The 19,387-nt window shown below is 61.9% G+C and carries 17 protein-coding genes; 4 read left to right on the forward strand and 13 right to left on the reverse strand.

The window, feature by feature from the left end; all coding sequences use genetic code 11:
- The first annotated feature begins 178 nt into the window (after positions 1–178).
- On the forward strand, positions 179–1,387 hold the full coding sequence (gene tyrP, locus HMPREF3138_RS07325; protein WP_004935940.1) for a tyrosine transporter TyrP: 1,209 nt from the start codon (positions 179–181) through the stop codon (positions 1,385–1,387).
- Between the two features lie 47 nt (positions 1,388–1,434).
- Here tyrP and HMPREF3138_RS07330 read toward each other — a convergent pair whose 3' ends face one another.
- Complete coding sequence (locus HMPREF3138_RS07330; RefSeq protein ID WP_038876374.1) at positions 1,435–1,974, reverse strand: YfaZ family outer membrane protein; 540 nt, start codon at positions 1,972–1,974, stop codon at positions 1,435–1,437.
- A 338-nt stretch (positions 1,975–2,312) separates the two neighbouring features.
- On the opposite strand from HMPREF3138_RS07330, the gene katA reads away from it, so the two are divergent.
- Positions 2,313–3,749, forward strand: a complete 1,437-nt coding sequence (katA, locus tag HMPREF3138_RS07335) for a catalase KatA (protein ID WP_038876376.1) — start codon at positions 2,313–2,315, stop codon at positions 3,747–3,749.
- Between the two features lie 43 nt (positions 3,750–3,792).
- On the opposite strand, the gene menE is transcribed toward katA, so the two are convergent.
- From menE to idnO, 8 genes are all read right to left on the reverse strand, one after another.
- Positions 3,793–5,178 (reverse strand): o-succinylbenzoate--CoA ligase, encoded by a 1,386-nt coding sequence (menE, locus tag HMPREF3138_RS07340; protein ID WP_038876378.1) that lies wholly within the window; start codon positions 5,176–5,178, stop codon positions 3,793–3,795.
- Positions 5,166–6,149, reverse strand: coding sequence for an o-succinylbenzoate synthase (gene menC / locus HMPREF3138_RS07345; RefSeq protein WP_038876380.1), 984 nt, complete (start codon positions 6,147–6,149; stop codon positions 5,166–5,168). The genes menE and menC overlap by 13 nt, the downstream gene beginning before the upstream one ends.
- A complete protein-coding gene (gene menB, locus HMPREF3138_RS07350) occupies positions 6,149–7,006 on the reverse strand; it encodes a 1,4-dihydroxy-2-naphthoyl-CoA synthase (protein WP_038876382.1) in 858 nt (285 codons plus the stop codon). Before menB ends, menC begins: the two co-directional genes overlap by 1 nt.
- 11 nt (positions 7,007–7,017) lie before the next feature.
- On the reverse strand, positions 7,018–7,788 hold the full coding sequence (gene menH, locus HMPREF3138_RS07355) for a 2-succinyl-6-hydroxy-2,4-cyclohexadiene-1-carboxylate synthase (protein WP_038876383.1): 771 nt from the start codon (positions 7,786–7,788) through the stop codon (positions 7,018–7,020).
- Positions 7,785–9,461, reverse strand: a complete 1,677-nt coding sequence (gene menD / locus HMPREF3138_RS07360; protein ID WP_038876385.1) for a 2-succinyl-5-enolpyruvyl-6-hydroxy-3-cyclohexene-1-carboxylic-acid synthase — start codon at positions 9,459–9,461, stop codon at positions 7,785–7,787. Before menD ends, menH begins: the two co-directional genes overlap by 4 nt.
- Positions 9,462–9,841: 380 nt before the next feature.
- Positions 9,842–10,153, reverse strand: a complete 312-nt coding sequence (gene elaB / locus HMPREF3138_RS07365) for a stress response protein ElaB (protein WP_025160172.1) — start codon at positions 10,151–10,153, stop codon at positions 9,842–9,844.
- Positions 10,154–10,234: 81 nt separating this feature from the next.
- Entirely contained in the window at positions 10,235–11,266 is a 1,032-nt protein-coding gene (idnD, locus tag HMPREF3138_RS07370) for an L-idonate 5-dehydrogenase (protein WP_038876387.1), read from the reverse strand.
- A gap of 22 nt (positions 11,267–11,288) precedes the next feature.
- Positions 11,289–12,053 carry a gluconate 5-dehydrogenase gene (idnO, locus tag HMPREF3138_RS07375; protein ID WP_038876389.1) on the reverse strand — a complete coding sequence of 255 codons (765 nt, stop codon included), beginning with the start codon at positions 12,051–12,053 and terminating at the stop codon, positions 11,289–11,291.
- A gap of 268 nt (positions 12,054–12,321) precedes the next feature.
- On the opposite strand from idnO, the gene HMPREF3138_RS07380 reads away from it, so the two are divergent.
- The gene (locus HMPREF3138_RS07380) at positions 12,322–13,305 is read left to right on the forward strand and encodes a LacI family DNA-binding transcriptional regulator (RefSeq protein WP_038876391.1); all 984 of its coding nucleotides are present in this window, start codon (positions 12,322–12,324) and stop codon (positions 13,303–13,305) included.
- Here HMPREF3138_RS07380 and HMPREF3138_RS07385 read toward each other — a convergent pair.
- Both HMPREF3138_RS07385 and HMPREF3138_RS07390 read right to left on the reverse strand, forming a co-directional pair.
- Positions 13,285–13,794, reverse strand: a complete 510-nt coding sequence (locus HMPREF3138_RS07385; protein WP_038876393.1) for a DUF1097 domain-containing protein — start codon at positions 13,792–13,794, stop codon at positions 13,285–13,287. The genes HMPREF3138_RS07380 and HMPREF3138_RS07385 overlap by 21 nt on opposite strands.
- 130 nt (positions 13,795–13,924) lie before the next feature.
- Positions 13,925–15,160: an MFS transporter gene (locus HMPREF3138_RS07390; protein ID WP_038876395.1), complete on the reverse strand. Its 1,236-nt coding sequence runs from the start codon at positions 15,158–15,160 to the stop codon at positions 13,925–13,927.
- 289 nt (positions 15,161–15,449) lie between these two features.
- Between HMPREF3138_RS07390 and HMPREF3138_RS07395 the strand changes: the two genes are divergently transcribed.
- Positions 15,450–16,325, forward strand: coding sequence for a LysR family transcriptional regulator (locus tag HMPREF3138_RS07395; protein ID WP_038876397.1), 876 nt, complete (start codon positions 15,450–15,452; stop codon positions 16,323–16,325).
- A 59-nt stretch (positions 16,326–16,384) separates the two neighbouring features.
- On the opposite strand, the gene nuoN is transcribed toward HMPREF3138_RS07395, so the two are convergent.
- Together nuoN and nuoM are read right to left on the reverse strand one after the other, a co-directional pair.
- Positions 16,385–17,842, reverse strand: coding sequence for an NADH-quinone oxidoreductase subunit NuoN (nuoN, locus tag HMPREF3138_RS07400; protein WP_033635324.1), 1,458 nt, complete (start codon positions 17,840–17,842; stop codon positions 16,385–16,387).
- A 6-nt stretch (positions 17,843–17,848) separates the two neighbouring features.
- Positions 17,849–19,378 (reverse strand): NADH-quinone oxidoreductase subunit M, encoded by a 1,530-nt coding sequence (nuoM, locus tag HMPREF3138_RS07405; RefSeq protein WP_025303660.1) that lies wholly within the window; start codon positions 19,376–19,378, stop codon positions 17,849–17,851.
- Positions 19,379–19,387 lie beyond the last annotated feature (9 nt).

Below are 19,387 nucleotides of genomic sequence, written 5' to 3' on the forward strand. Positions count from 1 at the left end.
GCGGATAATTTCAGCCATGGGCCCGTTTCTCATACGCCATGCAGCTCGCCACAATGTAAATATTACTGTACACCATGCGTAACGTCGGTTTGACACAAGTTAGGGCTTCCACTATCCTGCCATCCTCATAAATCGTTACCTATAATTTTCAAAATCTTTCGGCTGGTAGAGAAAAAACGTGAAGAATCGCACTCTTGGCAGTGTTTTTATCGTGGCGGGCACCACCATTGGCGCCGGGATGCTGGCGATGCCGCTGGCGGCAGCCGGCGTCGGCTTCGGCGTCACGCTGGCCTTACTGGTCGGGCTGTGGCTGTTGATGTGTTACACCGCGCTGCTGCTGGTGGAGGTTTACCAGCATGAGCAGGCGGATACCGGTCTGGGCACGCTCGCCAAACGTTATCTCGGCGGCGGCGGCCAGTGGCTGACCAGCTTTAGCATGATGTTCCTGATGTACGCCCTCACCGCCGCCTATATCAGCGGCGCCGGCGAATTGCTCGCCACCAGCATCAGCCAATGGACGTCGCAGGACTTCCCGGTGTCGCTCGGCGTCCTGCTGTTCACCCTGGTGGCCGGCGGCGTGGTGTGCATCGGCACCCACTCGGTGGACTTGTTCAACCGCATCCTGTTCAGCGCCAAAGTGGTGTTTCTGGTGGTGATGCTCGGCCTGATGTTGCCGAATATCCACCAGACCAATCTGATGACGTTGCCGCTGGAGCAAGGCCTGGCGTTATCGGCCATTCCGGTGATCTTCACTTCATTTGGCTTCCACGGCAGCGTGCCGAGCATCGTCAACTACATGGGCGGCAACATTCGCAAACTGCGTTGGGTGTTTATCATCGGCAGCGCCATCCCGCTGATCGCCTATATCTTCTGGCAGCTGGCGACGCTGGGCAGCATCAGCTCCGACACCTTCGTCGGCATTCTGGCGCAGCAGGCCGGGCTGAACGGCCTGTTGCAGGCGGTGCGCGATGCGGTGGCTTCGCCGCACGTTGAACTGGCGGTGCACCTGTTCGCCGACCTGGCGCTGGCGACCTCGTTCCTCGGCGTGGCGCTCGGGCTGTTCGATTTCCTGGCCGACCTGTTCAAACGGCAAGACAACGTGCGTGGCCGCCTGCAAACCGGCGCCATCACCTTCCTGCCGCCGCTGGCCTTTGCGCTGTTCTACCCGCGCGGCTTCGTGCTGGCGTTGGGATTCGCCGCCATCGCCCTGTCGGTGCTGGCGCTGCTGTTGCCTTCACTGCTGGTGTGGAAAACCCGCCAAAAGCATCAGGCGCAGTATCGCGTCTGGGGCGGTACGCCGGCGCTGGCGCTGGTGTTTGTCTGTGGGGTAACGGTGATCGCCATCCAACTGGGCATCGCCAGCGGCATGCTGCCGGCGGTGGGGTAAGCCAGGCAGAAAAGATAAAGGGGCCTGAAGGCCCCTTTTTCGCAGCGTCAGAAGCTCAGACCGACACCGACATAAGGGCCATCGGCCAGGGTGTTGTCGCGACGCCCGTCTTTGCCTTCCATTTGCATGTAACGGTAGCCCACGTCCACGCTCAGCGGACGGAACTTCCAGCGCAGGCCGCCGCTGGCTTCGTTATAGGCCTTCACGCCGCTGGTGAAAGAGTCAGGGGCAAAGTAACCTTCGCCGTGCAGGCTGAAGTAACGGTTAATTTCCCACTCCAGGCCGCCGCCCAGCGCCACCGCCCCGCCGCTCTTCCCATCTTTCGGGCTGAGGTACAGCGCTTTGGCGCCCACGGTCGCCGTCAACGGCCCCAGCGGCACGCCGAAGTTCAACCCCACGCTGCCGACGTTACCGTCGTGGTCGCTGCGCGCCCAGTTGCCGGTCAGGCCCAGACCTGAAGAGCCGGTGCTCATGCCAACGCCCAGGTTGGTGTAGTGTTGCCCGGCTTCGCCCGACACGCTGATGGCGTTCGCCGCGCCGGTCACAAACAGCAATCCTGCCGCGCACGCGACCCAAGTCTTTTTCATCATCTTTCCCTCTGGTTTGTCATCCGTACCGAATGATCGAATCAACGCAAAATAATAACGTCATGAGTCTATACCAAAGCGCAATGAGTATTTAAGGGATAAAAGCGAAAAAATTCTTCAATAATCAAATAAATGTAAAAATTTGCAAACAAAAATCCTTATTCGTCAAGGCGATGCCAACGATAACCGAGACCTATTTGCCGTCGCTCGGCAATAGGGCTACAACTAGTAGTGGCTTTGACCAAGGTCAGGGGAAGAAGCCCCGCCAAAGGACTATGCTGATGAACGCTTAAACCGCCCGAGTCTTTACTTAACTGCACTACGATAAGGAGCAAGTGATGAGCAAGAAAGGACTGACCACCGCAGCCGGCGCCCCGGTTGTCGATAACAATAACGTGATCACCGCGGGCAAACGCGGCCCGATGCTGTTGCAGGACGTGTGGTTCCTGGAAAAACTGGCCCACTTCGACCGCGAGGTCATCCCCGAGCGCCGCATGCACGCCAAAGGATCCGGCGCCTACGGCACCTTTACCGTCACCCATGACATCACCCGCTACACGCGCGCCAAGATCTTCTCCGAAATCGGTAAGCAGACCGACATGTTTATCCGCTTCTCCACCGTCGCCGGTGAGCGCGGCGCGGCCGACGCCGAACGCGACATTCGCGGTTTCGCCATGAAGTTCTATACCGAAGAAGGCAACTGGGATTTGGTGGGCAACGATACGCCGGTGTTCTATCTGCGCGATCCGCTGAAATTCCCCGACCTTAACCACGTGGTGAAACGCGATCCGCATACCAACCTGCGCAACCCCGTCTACAAGTGGGACTTCTTCTCCCACCTGCCGGAATCGCTGCACCAGCTGACCATCGACTTCAGCGATCGCGGCATTCCGAAATCCTACCGTCACATGCACGGTTTCGGCAGCCACACCTTCAGCTTTATCAATGCCGCCAACGAACGTTTCTGGGTGAAATTCCACTTCCGCTGCGAGCAAGGCATTGAAAACCTGATGGATGAAGAAGCAGAAGCGATCATCGCCAAGGATCGCGAAAGCTCACAGCGCGATCTGTTCGACGCGATCAAACGCGGCGACTTCCCGCGCTGGAAGCTGCAAATTCAGATCATGCCGGAACACGAAGCCTCGCAGACGCCGTATAACCCGTTCGATCTGACCAAGGTCTGGCCGCACGGCGACTATCCGCTGATCGACGTCGGCTATTTCGAGCTGAACCGCAACCCCGACAACTACTTCTCAGAGGTTGAGCAGGTAGCGATGAACCCCGCCAACGTGGTGCCGGGCATCAGTTTCTCACCGGATAAAATGCTGCAGGGCCGTCTGTTCTCCTATGGCGATGCGCACCGTTATCGCTTGGGCGTCAACCACCACCAGATCCCGGTGAACGGCACCAAATGCCCGTTCCACAACTACCATCGCGACGGCGCGATGCGCGTGGACGGCAACAGCGGCAACGGCGCCACCTACGAACCGAACAGCTTCGGCCTGTTCCAGGAGCAGCCGGACTTCAGCGAGCCGCCGCTGAGCATTGAGGGCGCCGCCGACCACTGGAATCATCGCGAAGACGACGATTACTACAGCCAGCCGCGCGCGCTGTTTAACCTGCTGAGCGCCGAAGAGCACCAGCGCATGTTCACCCGCATCGCCGGCGAACTGTCGCAGGTGCCGGAACACATCCAGCGCCGTCAGGTCGAGCTGTTCACCAAGGTGCACCCGGACTACGGTGCCGGCGTCGCCAAGGCGCTGGGGCTGAAATAACCCCCTGCAGCCATCCGCTCAGCCGCCCTTTCGGGCGGCTTTTTTATGCCTGAGAGAGACGCTGCGCCACCCACTGCTGCAACTGGCGGCGCGAAATCTTGATGCCGCCGTTTTTCAGCTCGTCAGGCAGCGGAAGCAATGCCGTCGGGCGTTGGAAATTGGCGAGCTTATCCTGCGACCAGGCGAGCAGCGTCGCCAGCGACAGCGTCGGATCGCCGTCGATCACCGCCACCGGCCGCTGGCCGAACTCGGCATCCACCACCGGCACCACAAACGCCTGCGTGATCTGCGGATGCGCCGCCAGCACGCGTTCGATATCCTCCGGCTGCACCCCTTCACCGCCGCTGAAGAACAGGTTGTCCAACCGGCCGAGAATACGCAGTTCCCCCTCGGCCATCGCGCCGCGATCGCGGGTCGCAAACCAGCCCTGTTCATCGGCCAGCGGCTGCAGATGCCCATGACGCCAGTAGCCGAGCGCCAGGCTCTCGGCGCGGATCCAGACTTCTTCGTCCACCAGTTTGATCTCGCGGCCGCCGAGCGGCAGGCCAACGCCCGGCCGCGCATCGGCGCGCTTGGCGCACACCGTGGAAGCCAGTTCGGTCAAGCCGTAGCCGCACCAGCAGCGGATCCCCGCCTCCTCCGCCCGCTCGGTCAGTTCCACCGGGATCATCGCGCCGCCGAGCAGCACCGCCTTCAGCGTCATGCCCGCCAGCGGTTGCGCCAGCAGCCGCCACAGCTGGGTCGGCACCAACGAGGCATGCGTGCATCCCGCCAACGCCTCGTTCAGCGGGTGCATCTCGCGCACCGCCAACCGGGCGCCCGCCGCCAGCCAGCGCCAGACAATGCCCTGTCCGGAGACGTGAAACAGCGGCAATGACAGCAGCCAGCAATCCTCGCGCTGAAACGCCATCAGCTCCAACACCCCGGCGGCGCTGGCCAGATGGTTGGCGTAGCTGTGCGCGGCCGCTTTCGGCATGCCGCTGGAACCGGAGGTCAACGTCAGCGTCGCCAGACGCTGCGCATCCCACGTCGGCAGGTCTGGCCAACGCGGCTCGGTCGACGGCGGGGTCAATCGAATCACGCCTTCCGGCAGCACCGGCAACGAGTCCGGGCCGAAGACAAAGGTCATATCCAATTCCGGCAACAGCTGCGCCAGCAGCGGCGTCGGCAAGGCGGGATTGAGCGGCAACAGGCGTGCGCCGCACTGCAACAGCGCCAGATAGGCCAGCAGCAGTGGATAGCTGTTTTTACCGCACAGCGCCACGCCGCAGCCCGGTTCAACGCCCTGATGCTGGAAATCCGCCGCCAGCTCATCCACCTGGCTTTGCAACGCCAGCCAGCTCAGCGGTTGTTCGCCGAGCATCAGCGCCGTCGCCTGCGGCTGAGTGCGCGCCCAGTGTCGCCACGGCCAATCGTTCAACGGCGCCATAGGCACTCCAACGCCGAGACATCCAACAGCGGCAACGCGCTGCCCGGCCACGGGCGCAGCACCTGCGCCTGCATCAACCCCAGCGTGTCCAGCCCCGGCACGGTGTCCGGCGTCAGCCAGCGGGCGATGCGCGCCAGCTGAGTTAACCCCAGGCTGGACTCGATGCTGGAACTGATCACCGCCGTCAGCCCCGCCGCATGCGCCTGCGCCACCAGCGCCTGGCAGCGCGCCAGGCTGCCGACCAGCGTCGGTTTGATCACGATGGCTGCCACGCCCGGCTCGGCCTGCACCACAAAGTCCGCCTCACGCACGCTCTCATCCCAGGCGATGGCAATGCCGGTCGCCCGGGCGAAATCGCGCGATTCATCACGGGTCTTGCAGGGCTCTTCCAAAAAGGCGATGCGATCGCGCCACGCCGGGTTGACGTATTTGGCGAAGCCGTCGGCTTTGGCGCGGGTCCAGCTGCGGTTGGCATCCAACCGCAGCCGAAGATCCGGCAGCGCCTCCAGCAGCACGTTGACGATCATGCCGTCGCGCACCGCTTCATACAGCCCCACCTTCACTTTCGCGACTTTCTCGCCCGGCAAGGCGCTCAATATCTCGAACAGCTCGTCCGGATCGCCGGTGCACAGCGGCGCCTTGCGGAAATCCGCCCGCATCGGCAAACGCTGCTCCAGCTCGGCCTGCGCGCAGCTAATCCCAAAGGCCACCGAGGGCAGCGTGCTGTCATCCGGTTCGTTGCCCGCCAACCAGGCCTGCAGCCAGTCCAACGCGGCCTGTTCGGCCTGCCCCGACGTTTCCCGGCTGAATTCCGGCAGCGGCGCGATCTCGCCCCAGCCTTCACGCTCGCCCTGACGCAGCTGCACCACCCATCCGTCACGCGTTTTCAACCGCTGATTGCGCAGCACCACGCCCGCCTCCATCGGCAGGCTGTAACGGTAAAGCGCCGCGCTGCGGTTTACCCCGCTCATTACGGGTTACGCTTGAATTTGCTGAAGTCCGGCTGACGCTTCTCGTTGAACGCGTTGCGCCCTTCCTGCCCTTCGTCGGTCATGTAGAACAGCATGGTGGCGTTGCCCGCCAGCTCCTGCAAACCGGCCTGGCCGTCGCAGTCGGCGTTCAGCGCCGCCTTCAGGCAGCGCAGCGCCATCGGGCTGTTCTGCAGCATTTCTCGGCACCAGCGCACCGTCTCTTTCTCCAGGTCGGCCAACGGCACCACGGTATTGACCAGGCCCATGTCCAACGCGGCAGCGGCATCGTACTGGCGGCACAGGAACCAGATTTCGCGCGCCTTCTTCTGGCCGACGATGCGCGCCATGTAAGATGCGCCCCAGCCGCCGTCGAACGAGCCCACTTTCGGGCCGGTCTGGCCGAAGATGGCGTTATCCGCCGCGATGGTCAGATCGCACATCATGTGCAGCACGTGTCCGCCGCCGATCGAATAACCGGCCACCATCGCCACCACCGGTTTCGGGCAGGTGCGGATCTGGCGCTGGAAGTCCAGCACGTTGAGGTGATGCACGCCGCTGTCGTCGCGATAGCCGCCGTAGTCGCCGCGCACTTTCTGATCGCCACCGGAGCAGAAGGCCTTATCGCCGGCGCCGGTCAGAATAATGACGCCGATGCCATCGTCGTAACGGGCGTTGGCCAGCGCGTCAATCATCTCTTTGACCGTTTGCGGACGAAACGCATTGCGCACCTGCGGCCGGTTAATGGTGATTTTGGCGATGCCGTCGGCGGACTTGTGATACAGAATGTCTTCGAAATCGCCGGTGCAATCCTGCCAGACGATGGCGGCATACAGCTGTTCTTCATTCGGATAAAGCATGTTCGGTTCCTTTAACCAGGGTTAACGAGAAAGGTCTGCAGCTCGGCGACGAAATCCTGCGGATTGGCCAGATGCGCGTTGTGCCCGGCCTGCGGCACGATGCGCAACGGCAACCCGGCGTCGCGCGCCAGCCGTTGAAATTTGGGGTCGTTCTCACCGCACAGCACCTGCAGCGGCACGCTCAGTTGGCGCAGCTGCGGCGCCAGATAGGGCTGCCGCCCGAGCGACGTGGCTTCGAGCATGTCGGCGATCGCCGGGCCGCTGTTGACCGAGCGCGCGGCGATCAGCGCCTGACGGTGCACGTGGCTAAGCTCTTTGAACACCGGCTGCTGGTACCAATCCGCCAGGACCTCGGCGATCGGCTCACTGCGAAAACGCGCCGCCCACAGCGCATCCTGTTCGCAGCGCCGGCGGCGCTGCTCTTCGTCCTCCAGCCCCGGGTTGCCGCCCTCGACGATCACCCCCTGCAGGCCGGCATGGCGGCCGTGGCAGGCGTGATACATGGCGATGCGCCCGCCGAGCGAGTAGCCCACCAGCCAATAACGTTCGATATTGCGCAGCTGCAGCGTGGCGGCGATCTGCGCGCTGATGTCGTCGAAGCCGCGGCAACTCACCGCCACGGAATCGCCGTGGCCGGGCAGATCGATGGCCAGCGATGGCCATTCCGGGCAGCGTGCGGCGATCACCCGCCATTCATTGTTGTTGCCAAGCAGGCCATGCAGCCACACCAGCCACGGGCGGCCCGCTTCGCCCTGTTGCAAAATTCGCGTCGCCAGCATCATTGCACCGCCATCTGTTGCACCAGGTATTGCAGGCTTTCGGCCCCCGCGCTCGGCGTCACCTGCAGTTCGATAAGCGTGGCGCCGCCGCGCCGCCAGCCTTGTTCAACCGCCTGTTGCAGCTGGCTCCAGTTCTCCGGCCGCGCGTAACCCAGTTGGAACATCGCCGCCGCGTGGCTGAACTCGACGTTCTGCGGCATGCAGTAAAAGCGCTGACGATCCTCTTCCGGCGTCGGCAGCAGCGAGAAAATTTGGCCGCCGTTGTTGTTGACGACGATCAGCACCGTCGGCGCCGAGCTCTGGCGCAGCAGCGCCAGCGCATTGAGGTCATACAGAGCGGAAAGATCGCCCATCACCGCCAACGTCGGTCTGGCGGTGGCGCGCTGCACGCCGGCGGCGGTGGAGATCAGGCCGTCGATGCCGCTGGCGCCGCGGTTGCTGAATACCGGGTAGGCGACGGGCAATGGCGTTAACGCGTCGATCAGTCGCACCACCAGGCTGTTGCCGAGAAACAGCTGGCCGTTCACCGGCAGCAGTTCCGGCAGGCGGTGCGCCAGCTGCGCTTCGCCAAAGCTATCGTGCAGATGCGTGGATGCCGCCGTCAGCGCCTTATCCGCCAGCGCGGCCAGCCCGGCGGCCCACGGCGCGCGCGGCTGTGCCGGGTGCTGCGCCAACCACTGTGCCACGCCGGCGCGCAGGCGCCGCCCCCGGTGCTGGGCCGGATCGAGCCGCCCCGGCAGCTCGTCGATGACCCAATACTCTTCGGGCCGGCACTGCGCCTGCCACTGCAGCAGGCGTTTGCCGGTCAGGCTGCCGCCGAACTGCACCACCAGTTGCGCATCTTGCAGTACGCGCTGCGCCTGCGGATGAGCGAGCCACAAATCGGCGCAGGGCAGCGGTTGCCCGGTCTGCGACAGCACGTCGCCGATCAGCGGCCAGCCCAGCGTTGCGGCCCATTCGGCCACCTGAGCGCCCTCTTGCGCGCTCAGGCGCCCGGCCAGCACCACGCCGCGTTTCTGCCGCCAGAAGAACCAGTCCGGCTGCGGCAATGGCGCCGCATGCGTCTCGCTTTCCTGCAGCCACGGGCGATCGCTCTGCCACCAGTCGCCCAGCGCGGCGGACCAATCGGCATAGTGACGTTCGTCGCCGCCGTACAGCGGCTCGGCGAACGGGCAGTTGATGTGCAAAGCGCCGTGCTGCAGGCGCGCCATCGCGCTGTCGACGCTGGAGGCCAGCCACGCGGCCGGAATATCCGGGGTAGGACGCGGCAGCTCGATCGCCAGCGTCGGGTGGCTGCTGTAGAGGCCGTTTTGACGGATCGCCTGATTGGCGCCGCAGTCGATCAACTCCGGCGGCCGATCGGCGGTGAGAAACACCAGCCGCTCACCGGTCAGGCCGGCTTCGATCAGCGCGGGATAAAGGTTCGCCGCCGCGGTGCCGGACGTGACGATCACCGCCACCGGCTCACGCGCCGCCTTCGCCAGCCCAAGCGCCAGATGGCCGAGCCCGCGCTCATCAAAATGGGTATGACAGATAAACGATCGGTTGGCCGCAGCGGCCAGCGTCAGCGGCGTAGAGCGCGATCCCGGAGCGATACAAACATGCCGTACCCCATGGCGGGCCAGCGCCTCGAGCAGCACAGCCGCCCACCGGCGATTAAAAACACTTGTCGACATAGTTCGCTCACAAGTCAGTTAGCAGAGATCGTCTCCGGCGCAGCCGACGGACGCCGCGCCTGTAGTTACGCTCTGTATTATATGAGGTGTTATTTTCACGGCTTTTGCGCCAGCGCAAGAACGCCGTATATCCCTGGGTGTTTACACCAGATAATTATTTGATTTAGAACAAAAAACAAACAATAAAAACACAAACACTTTACACTTGCGGCGGCGCCGGCTCAATCCGTCCATACAAAAACAAGGGAAATAGAGGCGCTCCGACGACGGCTAGCGGGAAGTATAGGCGGGATAAGGGAAAACCAGCGGGGAAACAGCGAGATGAACAACACAGTCTGCAGAAAAGCACGAGGCGGCCTGCGCCGCCCCGATGCCGTCATTTATTTACGGGCCAGCAGCAGCCCCAGCACCAGCCCGACGGTGGCGCCGATACCTACGCTGTGCCAGGGTTTATCCCGCACGTAGTCGTCGGTGCGGTGCACCGCTTCTTTGGCGCGCGCGTAGTAGGATTCACCGGTGTTCGCCCAGCGCGCCTTGACCTCACTCAGCGCCTGCTCGGCGTGCGACTTGATGTCGACGTAAGCCTGATCCGCGCGATCGCCGGTGTATTGCAGCACTTCTTCCAGCGTCTCGGTCAGCATTCTCAGATCGTCATCCAGCGTAGTTTGCTCAGCATCCGTATGTCTTGCCATCGTGAGATCTCCGTGGTTGAAAAATTAAGCGTTCCTACACTATAGACAAGGATCGCCGCCTGCGGCCATCAGACTTTTACCCTAAAACACCAATTGCACCTTGGCGGCCTGGCGCTTATCGCCGGCAAACTCCAGCGCCTGCGCCAGCTGCCCGCTGGCGAACTCCGCCGACAGCAACGGCAGCGGATCGACCACGCCGTCGGCCAGCCACGCCACCGCCAGCGCAAACTCCGCCACGAAGCGGAAGGATCCGAGCAGGTTCAACTCCTTGGCGATCAACAACATCAGCGGGAAATCGGGGAAGCTGCCGCCCATGCCCACCTGCACCACGGTGCCTTTGGCGCGGGTGATCTCCAGGCAGCGCTGCAGCGACTGCGGGTGCCCCGCCACTTCGAAGGCGACATCGAAATACCCCTTGTCCTGCTGATAATCGCTAACATCGTCGTCCGCGGCATGCAGGCACCGATCGGCCCCCATTTGCCTGGCGATCGCCAGGCAGCGTGGGCTGAGATCGGCACAGACAATCTCGGCGGCGCCCAGCGCTTTCAGCGCCGCCACCAGCAGGCAGCCGATCGGGCCGACGCCGGACACGAAGACCTTTTTTCCCGTCACGTCGCCGGGCTGTTTCGCTGCGTGTATCGCCACCGCCAGCGGTTCGGCGAACACCATCACCCTGTCGTCGCAATCGGCGCCGTAAGGGACACACTGCGCGCTATCCACCACTTTGTATTGGGTAAAAGCGCCGTCAACGTGCGGAAAATACATCGCGCTGCCGAAAAAACGCATCTCGACGCATTGATTGCTTTGCTGCGCCAGACAGTATTTGCACTGCCCGCAGGGTTTGCTGGGATTGAGCGCCACCTTCTGCCCGACCGGCAGCTGCGGTGAATCGCTGGCGACCACCTCGCCGATCACCTCATGGCCCAGCACCATCGGCTGACGCACCTGAAAATTGCCGACCTTGCCTTCCTGAAAGTAATGCAGATCCGAGCCGCAGATACCGCCGCGGCTGATTTTCACCAGCGTTCCCTGCCCCCGGAAATCCACTTCTTGCGCGATCACCGCCACGTCTCGTTTGCCATTGACCACGCAGGACTGGGTTTGAATTTTCATCTCAAGACTCCACGAAAAAAGGTTACACCGCCGCCGACATGCCGCCATCGACAAACAGCAGCTGCCCGTTGACGAAGGCGGAGGCGTCGGCGGCCAGGAACACCGCCGCGCCGATCAGCTCCTGCGGATCGCCCCAGCGCGCGGCGGGCGTGCGTTGGGTCAGCCAGGCGGTGAAGGCCGGATCGTCGGCCAGCGCCTGCGTCATCTCGGTTTTGAAGTAGCCGGGGGCAATGCCGTTAACCTGAATGTTGTAGCGCGCCAGCTCCACGCACATGCCGCGCGTCAGCATTTTCACCGCCCCCTTGGACGCCGCATAAGGGGTGATGGTGTCGCGGCCCAGCTCGCTTTGCATCGAACCGATATTGACTATCTTGCCGCGCCGGCGCGGCACCATGTAACGCGCCACGGTCTGTGACACGATGAATACCGCTTTCTGGTTGACGGCGATGATGTCGTCCCAGTCTTGCTCCGGGAACTCGGTGAAGGGATGACGGCGCTGGATGCCGGCGTTGTTGATCAAGACGTCTATCGCGCCGATGTCCGCTTCGATGCGGTCGATGGCGGCATGCACCGCCTGGGAATCGGTGACGTCGAACGCCGCCGCATCGGCACGCAGCCCCTCTTCGCGCAGGCGATCGGCGGCGTGCCGGGCATGTTCTTCGGTGGTGGCGTTGACCAGAATATGTGCGCCTTGCTGCGCCAGGCCGCGCGCCAGCAGAAAACCGATGCCGCGCGAGGCGCCGGTGATCAAGACGATTTTATTATCCAGAGAAAACAGGTTGTTCATGGTGATTCCCGGCCTTCAGGCCTCCAATCGGACAGGCCTCTATCTCAGCCGATTGTTACCGGTAAAAACGTGATGGAAATCACTGAAAATCATGTTACGAAACCCTGTTACCCTTAACGTGATCTCACGCAGGCAGCACGCGGGTAAAAATCATCTATCCAATTGAAAAGTGGCTATTTTCAATAGAGGCGCATTCATTGTTATCGCCAAATCGATTTGTTAACATACCGCCATCCGCCCTTGCCGCGCCGCCCGTGAAGGCCACCGAATGAAACACCCCCGCGTTACGCTACAGGACATCGCACAATTGGCCGGCGTGACCAAAATGACCGTCAGCCGTTTTCTGCGCACGCCGGAAAAAGTGGCGGCCGACACCGCCGAACGCATTGCGCAGGTCATGCGGGAGCTGAACGTCACAGATGCCGATACCGCACAGGCCGGCAGAAAACCGCGCATCGGCGTACTGATCCCCTCCTTCAACAACCAGATCTTCGCCGACCTGCTGGCCGGCATAGAATCCGTTACCCAAGCGCGGGGTTACCAAACGCTGGTGGTGAACTACGATTACAGCCCGCAGCGGGAAGAAGAGCAGATCGCACAGCTGCTGAGCTACCCGATCGCCGGGCTTATCCTCACCGACTCTGCGCATACCTTGCGCACAGAGACCTACCTCGGCGCCGCCAAAATCCCCCTCGCGCAGGTGATGGATCTCGACGCGCCGCCGGGGCGGATTGCGGTGGGATTTGATAATGAACAGGCGGGGTATGACATGACCGAAGCGCTGCTCGCCAGCGGCAAACGCCATATCGTTTACTTTGGCGCCATGTCGGACGCACGCGACAATAAACGCTATCGGGGCTACTGCCGCGCCATGGCGTCTCAGGGGCAAACGCCGCGTCAGATCGCGCCGCATCGGGTCTCTTCGGTTTCGATCGGCGCCGACATGCTGGCGATGGCGCGCGAACGTTACCCGCAGCTCGACGGTATCCTGTGCACCAACGACGATCTGGCGGTGGGCGTGTTGCAGGCCTGCCTGCGCCTCGGCGTGCGCGTGCCGCAGGAGGTTGCGTTATCGGGATTTCACGGCCTGGATATTGGCCAGGCGACCACGCCGAGCATCGCCAGCGTGATCACGCCGCGCTTTGACATGGGGAAAACCGCCGCCGAAATGCTGCTGTTGCGGATCGCGGGCGAACCTTGCGCCGAGCGCCACGATCTGCATTACCGCCTCTCACTCGGCGGCACCGTTTGAGCCGGCATTCGGGCCGATCGGCGGCGTAGCGCGGGCTTTTTCGCTGCGCGCCGCCCACCACAGACCGCTGTTTTTCATCGCATAGCCGAACAGCAGGCCCACCAGCAGGGAAAGCGTCACCAGCGGCCAATCGCCGCCGCCGGCGAAGGTCGCGCAGGCGCCGATAAAGGTGCCGGGCACAAACCCCAGCCACTGCTGTTTGGCCTGAATGCACATCAGGAATGCCACGACGCCGGTCAGCAGATACCCCAAGAGATTCCACTGCGGCGCCAGTTCGCTGCCGTGGATGATCGCCATTGCCCAGAAGACGCCGCTGCAGCAGGTCAACGCGCCGATCACCAGCCCTTTCAACCCACCCTGCGGGCAGGCGAAATACGCCGTGCAGCCGAGAAAACCGGCCCAACCGATCAGCCCCAGGCTGACGGCAACCCAGCCCCACACGCCGGAGAGGATCCCGGTAGTAACGGCAATGGCGAAAAGAACGTTCATAAAGTGACCCGCGGCAAAAAGAAAGCGCGCAGTTTACCCGAAAGCCGGTCATTTCATGTGATTAAAATCACAATATAAATGCAATTAAAGAATAATTAATTAAATAAAATAGACTTAAATCACAAAATTATTAACGTGGGAACCCTACACGTACCGTCATCCATGCCAACAACAGGCATACCGTGGTGCTGCTCAGGAACAGCAGATGGGTTGCCTGCTGCAGATCGACGCGGTCTACCACGATCCCCAGTAAGATAGGCACCCAGTTGGCGATATAAGCAATCACGTAAAACAGCGAAAGCAAACGTGCATGGCTGGCCGGCGGCGAAATCAGGTTTACCAGGGTCGCGCTGCCAACGAAAATGGCGCCGTAAGCATAGCCGGCCACCACCAGCCCCGCCGCCGCCAGCCCCAGTGAATGCCATTGGATCGCCGCGGCGAATACCACCGCCGCCAGCACCTGCGCCAGGCAACCGAACAACAGCGAATGACGGGCGTTAAGACGACGGCTCAGGATCTGGCTGATACCGGCGATCAACAGATACACCGCAATGGCATAGCCAAAGACGCCCCGCTGGTACATGCCTAACAGCGTTTCCGCCACGCTAGGGCCAATAGCCAAAATGCTGGCGGCCAGGGCCCAACAGATAAACAGCGCCCCGGCACAGACATAGAATTTACCGCCGGTGATACGCAGACCATCAAGCAGCGAGCTTTTTTCTGTCGCAGCCGGCGCAGCATGGGTCGGCGCCGTAACCACGCCACGCGGCCACGAGAACATCACGCCCAACGCAGCCACGGCGGCAATGACCATGATGAAAACGAACGGCAGCGTCGTGGGATGAAAACCGGTCTGCAAAGCGATGCCGCTGAAGATCGGGCCCAGCGCCAATCCTGTGGTAAAGGACAACGTGGCGATCAACGCGGCGTTTTTACCGCCGTCTCGTGGCCCAAAACGCACCAACGCGATGTTTGCCGCACCGGTCAATGCCCCGGTGCCCACCCCGGCCAACAGTCGCGCCATGAGCATCATGGCAAAGGTATCAGCCCGCGCGAACAGCAGCGCACCGCTCAATACCACCAGCAATGCCGGCACGATCATGCTGCGCAAATCCTTCACTTTTCCGGCCAGATTGCCGACGCCGAACAAAGCGATCAGCACGCCGGCGGCGTAGGCGCCGTAAACGACGGTCAGACTGACGGAGCTCAGTGCAAACTGCTGCTGATACAGCGGATAAAGCGGCGTCGGCGCACTGCTGTTCAGCAATGCCGACATCAAGGCCAGCGCCAGGAACAATAAAATGGTCCTGCGCGACGCCTGAGCATTTTGCGGTGCCGCGCTCTGGGCGGCGGTATTTTCTGACATGCTTCAACTCCCAAAGTCGGCAGGCGGCGGCCTGCCATCGATATCTTTTCTCACCCGGCCTGCCGGGAACGGCGCTTATCATAGCGTTGCGGCAAAGGGCGAAGTATCGTCAAGAATGAATCACCCTGATGCATTCTTGCATCACCGGAGAAATAACCGCCGATGAGCAGGCCGTTAACCGTCTTTCTCTCCCCACGGGCGGAACAACACTTTATGATAGAAACCGTTGTCGTTCGCCCGCACCGGCCCGAGCCCCACGGCGCCGACAAATCTGCAGAGAGGAAATGGCATGATGAATTGGGACGACGCGCGCTTCTTTTTGGCCGTTGCGCGCTGCGGCACGCTACGCAAAGCCGCCAGCCAGCTGCATGTCGATCAGGCGACCGTCGGTCGACGGCTGTCCGCTTTCGAAGACGCACTCGGCTCCAAGCTGTTTATCCGCACGCCGAAATCCTTCGCCCTCAGCCCGCTGGGGGAGGAAATGCTGGCGGACGTGATGAAGATGGAAAATGCGGTGCAGGCGATCAACCGTAAAGCCGCCAGCGGTGACGAAAGCCTGTGTGGCAACGTGCGCATCGCCACCACCGACACCCTGGCCGAAGCCTTCGTGATGCCGGCACTGCAAGATCTGCGGGAACGCTATCCGGCCATCACCGTCACGCTGCTGACGGCGGTCAACATCGCCGATATTTCTTACCACGGCGCAGATCTGGCGATCCGCGGTGCCCGTCCCGATGACGATGAGCTGATCATCAAACGGTTAGCCACCATCGAAATGGGCCTGTATGCCACCCAGCACTATTTGGCGCGGCGCGGCATGCCGGTCAGGGGCGAGCAGCTGCGCGGCCACGATCTGCTGATGTTCCCGCGCGAGCTGGTGCCGCGACACTGGAACAATTTCTGCGGCGAGGCCCTGCACGAGCCCAACGTCGTGCTGCAATGCAATTCGCAGCTGCTGCTGCGCTCCGCCACCCGCAGCGGACTGGGCATCGGTCTGCTCTCCGCGTTTTTGGCGGACAAAGACCCTGAGCTGGTGCGCCTGTTCCCCGAGAACAAAGACTGGGTGGATATCTGGCTGGTGCTGCATCCCGATTTGCAACGTGCCGCCCGCGTGCGCGCGGTGGTGCAGGCGCTGGAAACGTCGTTTAGCGCCCATTACGGCTGAGTGCCGTTTCCCCATAAAAAAAGGTCGCCGAAGCGACCTTTTTACCGTCTGAAGCGTTATCAGAACGTCGGCTGAGCCATCTGCACCAGCGAAATCAGCGGCTGCGGATAGACGCCCAACAGCAGCACCAGCGCGGCTGAAATCAGCACCACGACGCCACCGGCGGTCAACGCCCAGTTGTTCGGGGTATCGCGCTGCAGCGATTCCGGCGCGCTGAGGAACAGGCTGACGGTCACGCGCAGGTAGTAGTACAGGCCGATGGCGCTGCCTACCACGACTGCGCCGGTCAGCCACCACAGGTGTGCGCTGACGCCCATCGCGATCACGAAGAACTTACCGATAAAGCCCAGCGTCATCGGGATACCGGCCAGCGACAGCATCATCACCGTCATCACCGCGGACAAAATTGGCTTATGCCAGAACAGACCACGGTAAGAGAACAGCGAATCCGCATCCGGGCCGCGGTACGGGCTGGACATCAGGCTGACCACGCCGAAGGCGCCCAGGCTGCTGAACAGGTAACCGGCCAGGTAAACGCCGGCGGTTTCCAGCGACAGCTGGTGGGTTTGCACCGCAATCAGCGCCACCAGCAGGTAGCCCAGGTGAGCGATCGACGAGTAACCCAGCAGACGCTTGATGTTGGTCTGGCTGATGGCCATCAGGTTACCGAACAAGATAGAGCAGAACGCGATGATCGACAGCACCATGCGCAGCGCTTCGTTGTCGGCGGCCGGGGCATACAGGAACAGACGCATCACGACCGCGAAGATCGCGATCTTGCTGGCGGTCGCCAGGAAGGTCGAGACCGGCGCAGGCGCGCCCTGATACACGTCCGGCGTCCACAGTTGGAACGGCACCAGCGACAGTTTGAAGCCCAGACCGACGATCATCATGCCCATGCCGGCCAGGATCAGCGGCTGGTGCATCATGTTTTCCTGCAGGCTCTTGCCGAGGCCGGCCAGCGACAGATCGCCGGATTCGGCATACAGCAGCGCCATGCCGAACAGCAGGAACGACGACGCGGCGGCGGACAGCAGCATGTACTTGATGGCGGCTTCCAGCGGGCGCTTCTGGCGGTAGGCATAGCCCACCAGGCCGAACAGCGGCAGCGAGATCAACTCGATACCGATGAACAGCGAAGCCAGATGGTTGGCGCTCGCCAGCAGGATGCCGCCCATGGCGGCGATCAGCACCAGCAGGTAGAACTCTTCGCGGTTATCCGGATAGCCGACCAGCCACGGATACGCGAAGGTGCAGGTCGCCAGACTCGCCAGCAGCACCAGCCCGGTGTAGAACATCGAGTAACCGTCAACCCGCAGCAGCGGGGTGACGTCCATTGGGCCTGCCTGGCCGACAAAGTACAGCGAAAGCAGCGCCAGGTTGAGACCGATCACGGTCAGGGTGGCGTTGATAAAGTGGTCGCGTCGCCACGCAATGCCTAGCATCACAACCACCACCGTCAATCCGACGATCAACAGCGGCAGCAGTGCGATCAGTTGTTGAGGAGTTATTGTCATGGCGAATTACGGCCTTGTTGTTGAAATTGCTGAAACTGACGAACCAAACCAGTGTTGCACGTTGCTCATCGCCGCGTTGGAAGTATCCAGAATCGGCTGCGGGTAAACCCCCAGCAGAACCAGCAACACCACCAGCAGTAGAATGATGAACAGTTCGCGCGCGGTCATGCCCTGCAGCGGCTGGTCGGATTTAGGCGCACCGTAGTAAGCGCGCTGCATCATGATCAGCGAGTAAACCGAAGCGAACACCAGACCGAAGGTAGAAATCACGGTGATCACCGGCACCACCTGGTAGCTGCCGAACAGAATCATGAATTCGCCGACGAAGTTACCGGTACCCGGCATCCCCAGCGTGGCCACGGCGAAGAACAGCGACAGCGCAGGGATGAACTTGATACGCCCCCACAGGCCGCCCATCTGACGCATGTCGCGGGTATGCAGACGCTCATACAGCTGGCCGCAGATGATAAACATACCGGCGGCGGACAGACCGTGCGCGATCATCTGGATCACCGCGCCCTGGTAAGCCAGTTGGCTGCCGGTGTAGATGGCGATCAGCACGAAGCCCATGTGCGAGACCGAGGTATAGGCGATAAGACGCTTGATGTCGGTCTGCGCGAATGCCATCCAGGCACCGTAGAAGATGCCGATCACGCCCAGCCACATAGCGATTGGCGCAAACTCGTGCGAAGCCTCAGGGAACAGCGGCAGGCTGAAACGCAGCAGGCCGTAGGCCGCCGTTTTCAGCAAGATGCCCGCCAGGTCGACGGAACCTGCGGTCGGTGCCTGGCTGTGCGCGTCCGGCAACCAGCCGTGCAGCGGCACCACCGGCATTTTCACCGCGAAGGCGATGAAGAAGCCCAGCATCAACAGATATTGCACGTTGTGGGACATCGGCGTTTGCAGCAGGTCTTCGTAATCGAAGGTCCACACGCCGGTCGCGTTGTAGTGCACAAACACCAGGCCCAGGATCGCAATCAGCATCACCAGACCGCTGGCCTGGGTGTAGATGAAGAACTTGGTCGCCGCGGTGATACGGGTTTTACCGTCCGACGCCTTGTGGCCCCACAGCGCGATCAGGAAGTACATCGGCACCAACATCATTTCCCAGAAGAAGAAGAACAGGAACATGTCGATGGCGAGGAACACGCCGATAACGCCGCCCAGGATCCACAGCAGGTTGAGGTGGAAGAAGCCCTGATACTTCTGGATTTCACGCCAGGAACAGAGGATCGCCAGCACGCCCAGCAGACCGGTCAACACCACCATCAGCAGCGACAGACCGTCCAGCGCAAGGTGGATGGAGATGCCGAAGCGCGGGATCCACGGCAGCAGGAATTCGCTCTGCCACTGCGGAATGCCTTTCGGCGTGGTCAAGGTATAGCCGCCCTGCATCCACAGCTGCAGAGAGAGCGCCAACGTCAGCCCCATTGCGATCAGCGCTATCCAGCGCGGCACCTTAGTACCGAAGCGCTCAAGCTGCCAGCACAGCAGACCGCCGATAAAGGGGATAAGAATTAGCCAAGGTAATAGCATGGCGTTTTG

It is taken from the genome of Serratia sp. HMSC15F11, assembly GCF_001808215.1.
Taxonomy (GTDB): Bacteria; Pseudomonadota; Gammaproteobacteria; order Enterobacterales; family Enterobacteriaceae; genus Serratia; species Serratia nevei.

What these genes read in the sequence shown, in the direction of transcription:
- nuoM (WP_025303660.1), bottom strand. Translation starts at nt 19,378, where the DNA reads ATGCTATTACCTTGGCTAATTCTTATCCCCTTTATCGGCGGTCTGCTG.
- menD (WP_038876385.1), bottom strand. Translation starts at nt 9,461, where the DNA reads ATGTCGACAAGTGTTTTTAATCGCCGGTGGGCGGCTGTGCTGCTCGAG.
- nuoN (WP_033635324.1), bottom strand. Translation starts at nt 17,842, where the DNA reads ATGACAATAACTCCTCAACAACTGATCGCACTGCTGCCGCTGTTGATC.
- menB (WP_038876382.1), bottom strand. Translation starts at nt 7,006, where the DNA reads ATGCTTTATCCGAATGAAGAACAGCTGTATGCCGCCATCGTCTGGCAG.
- HMPREF3138_RS07385 (WP_038876393.1), bottom strand. Translation starts at nt 13,794, where the DNA reads ATGAACGTTCTTTTCGCCATTGCCGTTACTACCGGGATCCTCTCCGGC.
- menC (WP_038876380.1), bottom strand. Translation starts at nt 6,149, where the DNA reads ATGAGCGGGGTAAACCGCAGCGCGGCGCTTTACCGTTACAGCCTGCCG.
- menH (WP_038876383.1), bottom strand. Translation starts at nt 7,788, where the DNA reads ATGATGCTGGCGACGCGAATTTTGCAACAGGGCGAAGCGGGCCGCCCG.
- menE (WP_038876378.1), bottom strand. Translation starts at nt 5,178, where the DNA reads ATGGCGCCGTTGAACGATTGGCCGTGGCGACACTGGGCGCGCACTCAG.
- katA (WP_038876376.1), top strand. Translation starts at nt 2,313, where the DNA reads ATGAGCAAGAAAGGACTGACCACCGCAGCCGGCGCCCCGGTTGTCGAT.
- idnO (WP_038876389.1), bottom strand. Translation starts at nt 12,053, where the DNA reads ATGAACAACCTGTTTTCTCTGGATAATAAAATCGTCTTGATCACCGGC.
- elaB (WP_025160172.1), bottom strand. Translation starts at nt 10,153, where the DNA reads ATGGCAAGACATACGGATGCTGAGCAAACTACGCTGGATGACGATCTG.
- idnD (WP_038876387.1), bottom strand. Translation starts at nt 11,266, where the DNA reads ATGAAAATTCAAACCCAGTCCTGCGTGGTCAATGGCAAACGAGACGTG.
- HMPREF3138_RS07330 (WP_038876374.1), bottom strand. Translation starts at nt 1,974, where the DNA reads ATGAAAAAGACTTGGGTCGCGTGCGCGGCAGGATTGCTGTTTGTGACC.
- HMPREF3138_RS07380 (WP_038876391.1), top strand. Translation starts at nt 12,322, where the DNA reads ATGAAACACCCCCGCGTTACGCTACAGGACATCGCACAATTGGCCGGC.
- HMPREF3138_RS07390 (WP_038876395.1), bottom strand. Translation starts at nt 15,160, where the DNA reads ATGTCAGAAAATACCGCCGCCCAGAGCGCGGCACCGCAAAATGCTCAG.
- HMPREF3138_RS07395 (WP_038876397.1), top strand. Translation starts at nt 15,450, where the DNA reads ATGATGAATTGGGACGACGCGCGCTTCTTTTTGGCCGTTGCGCGCTGC.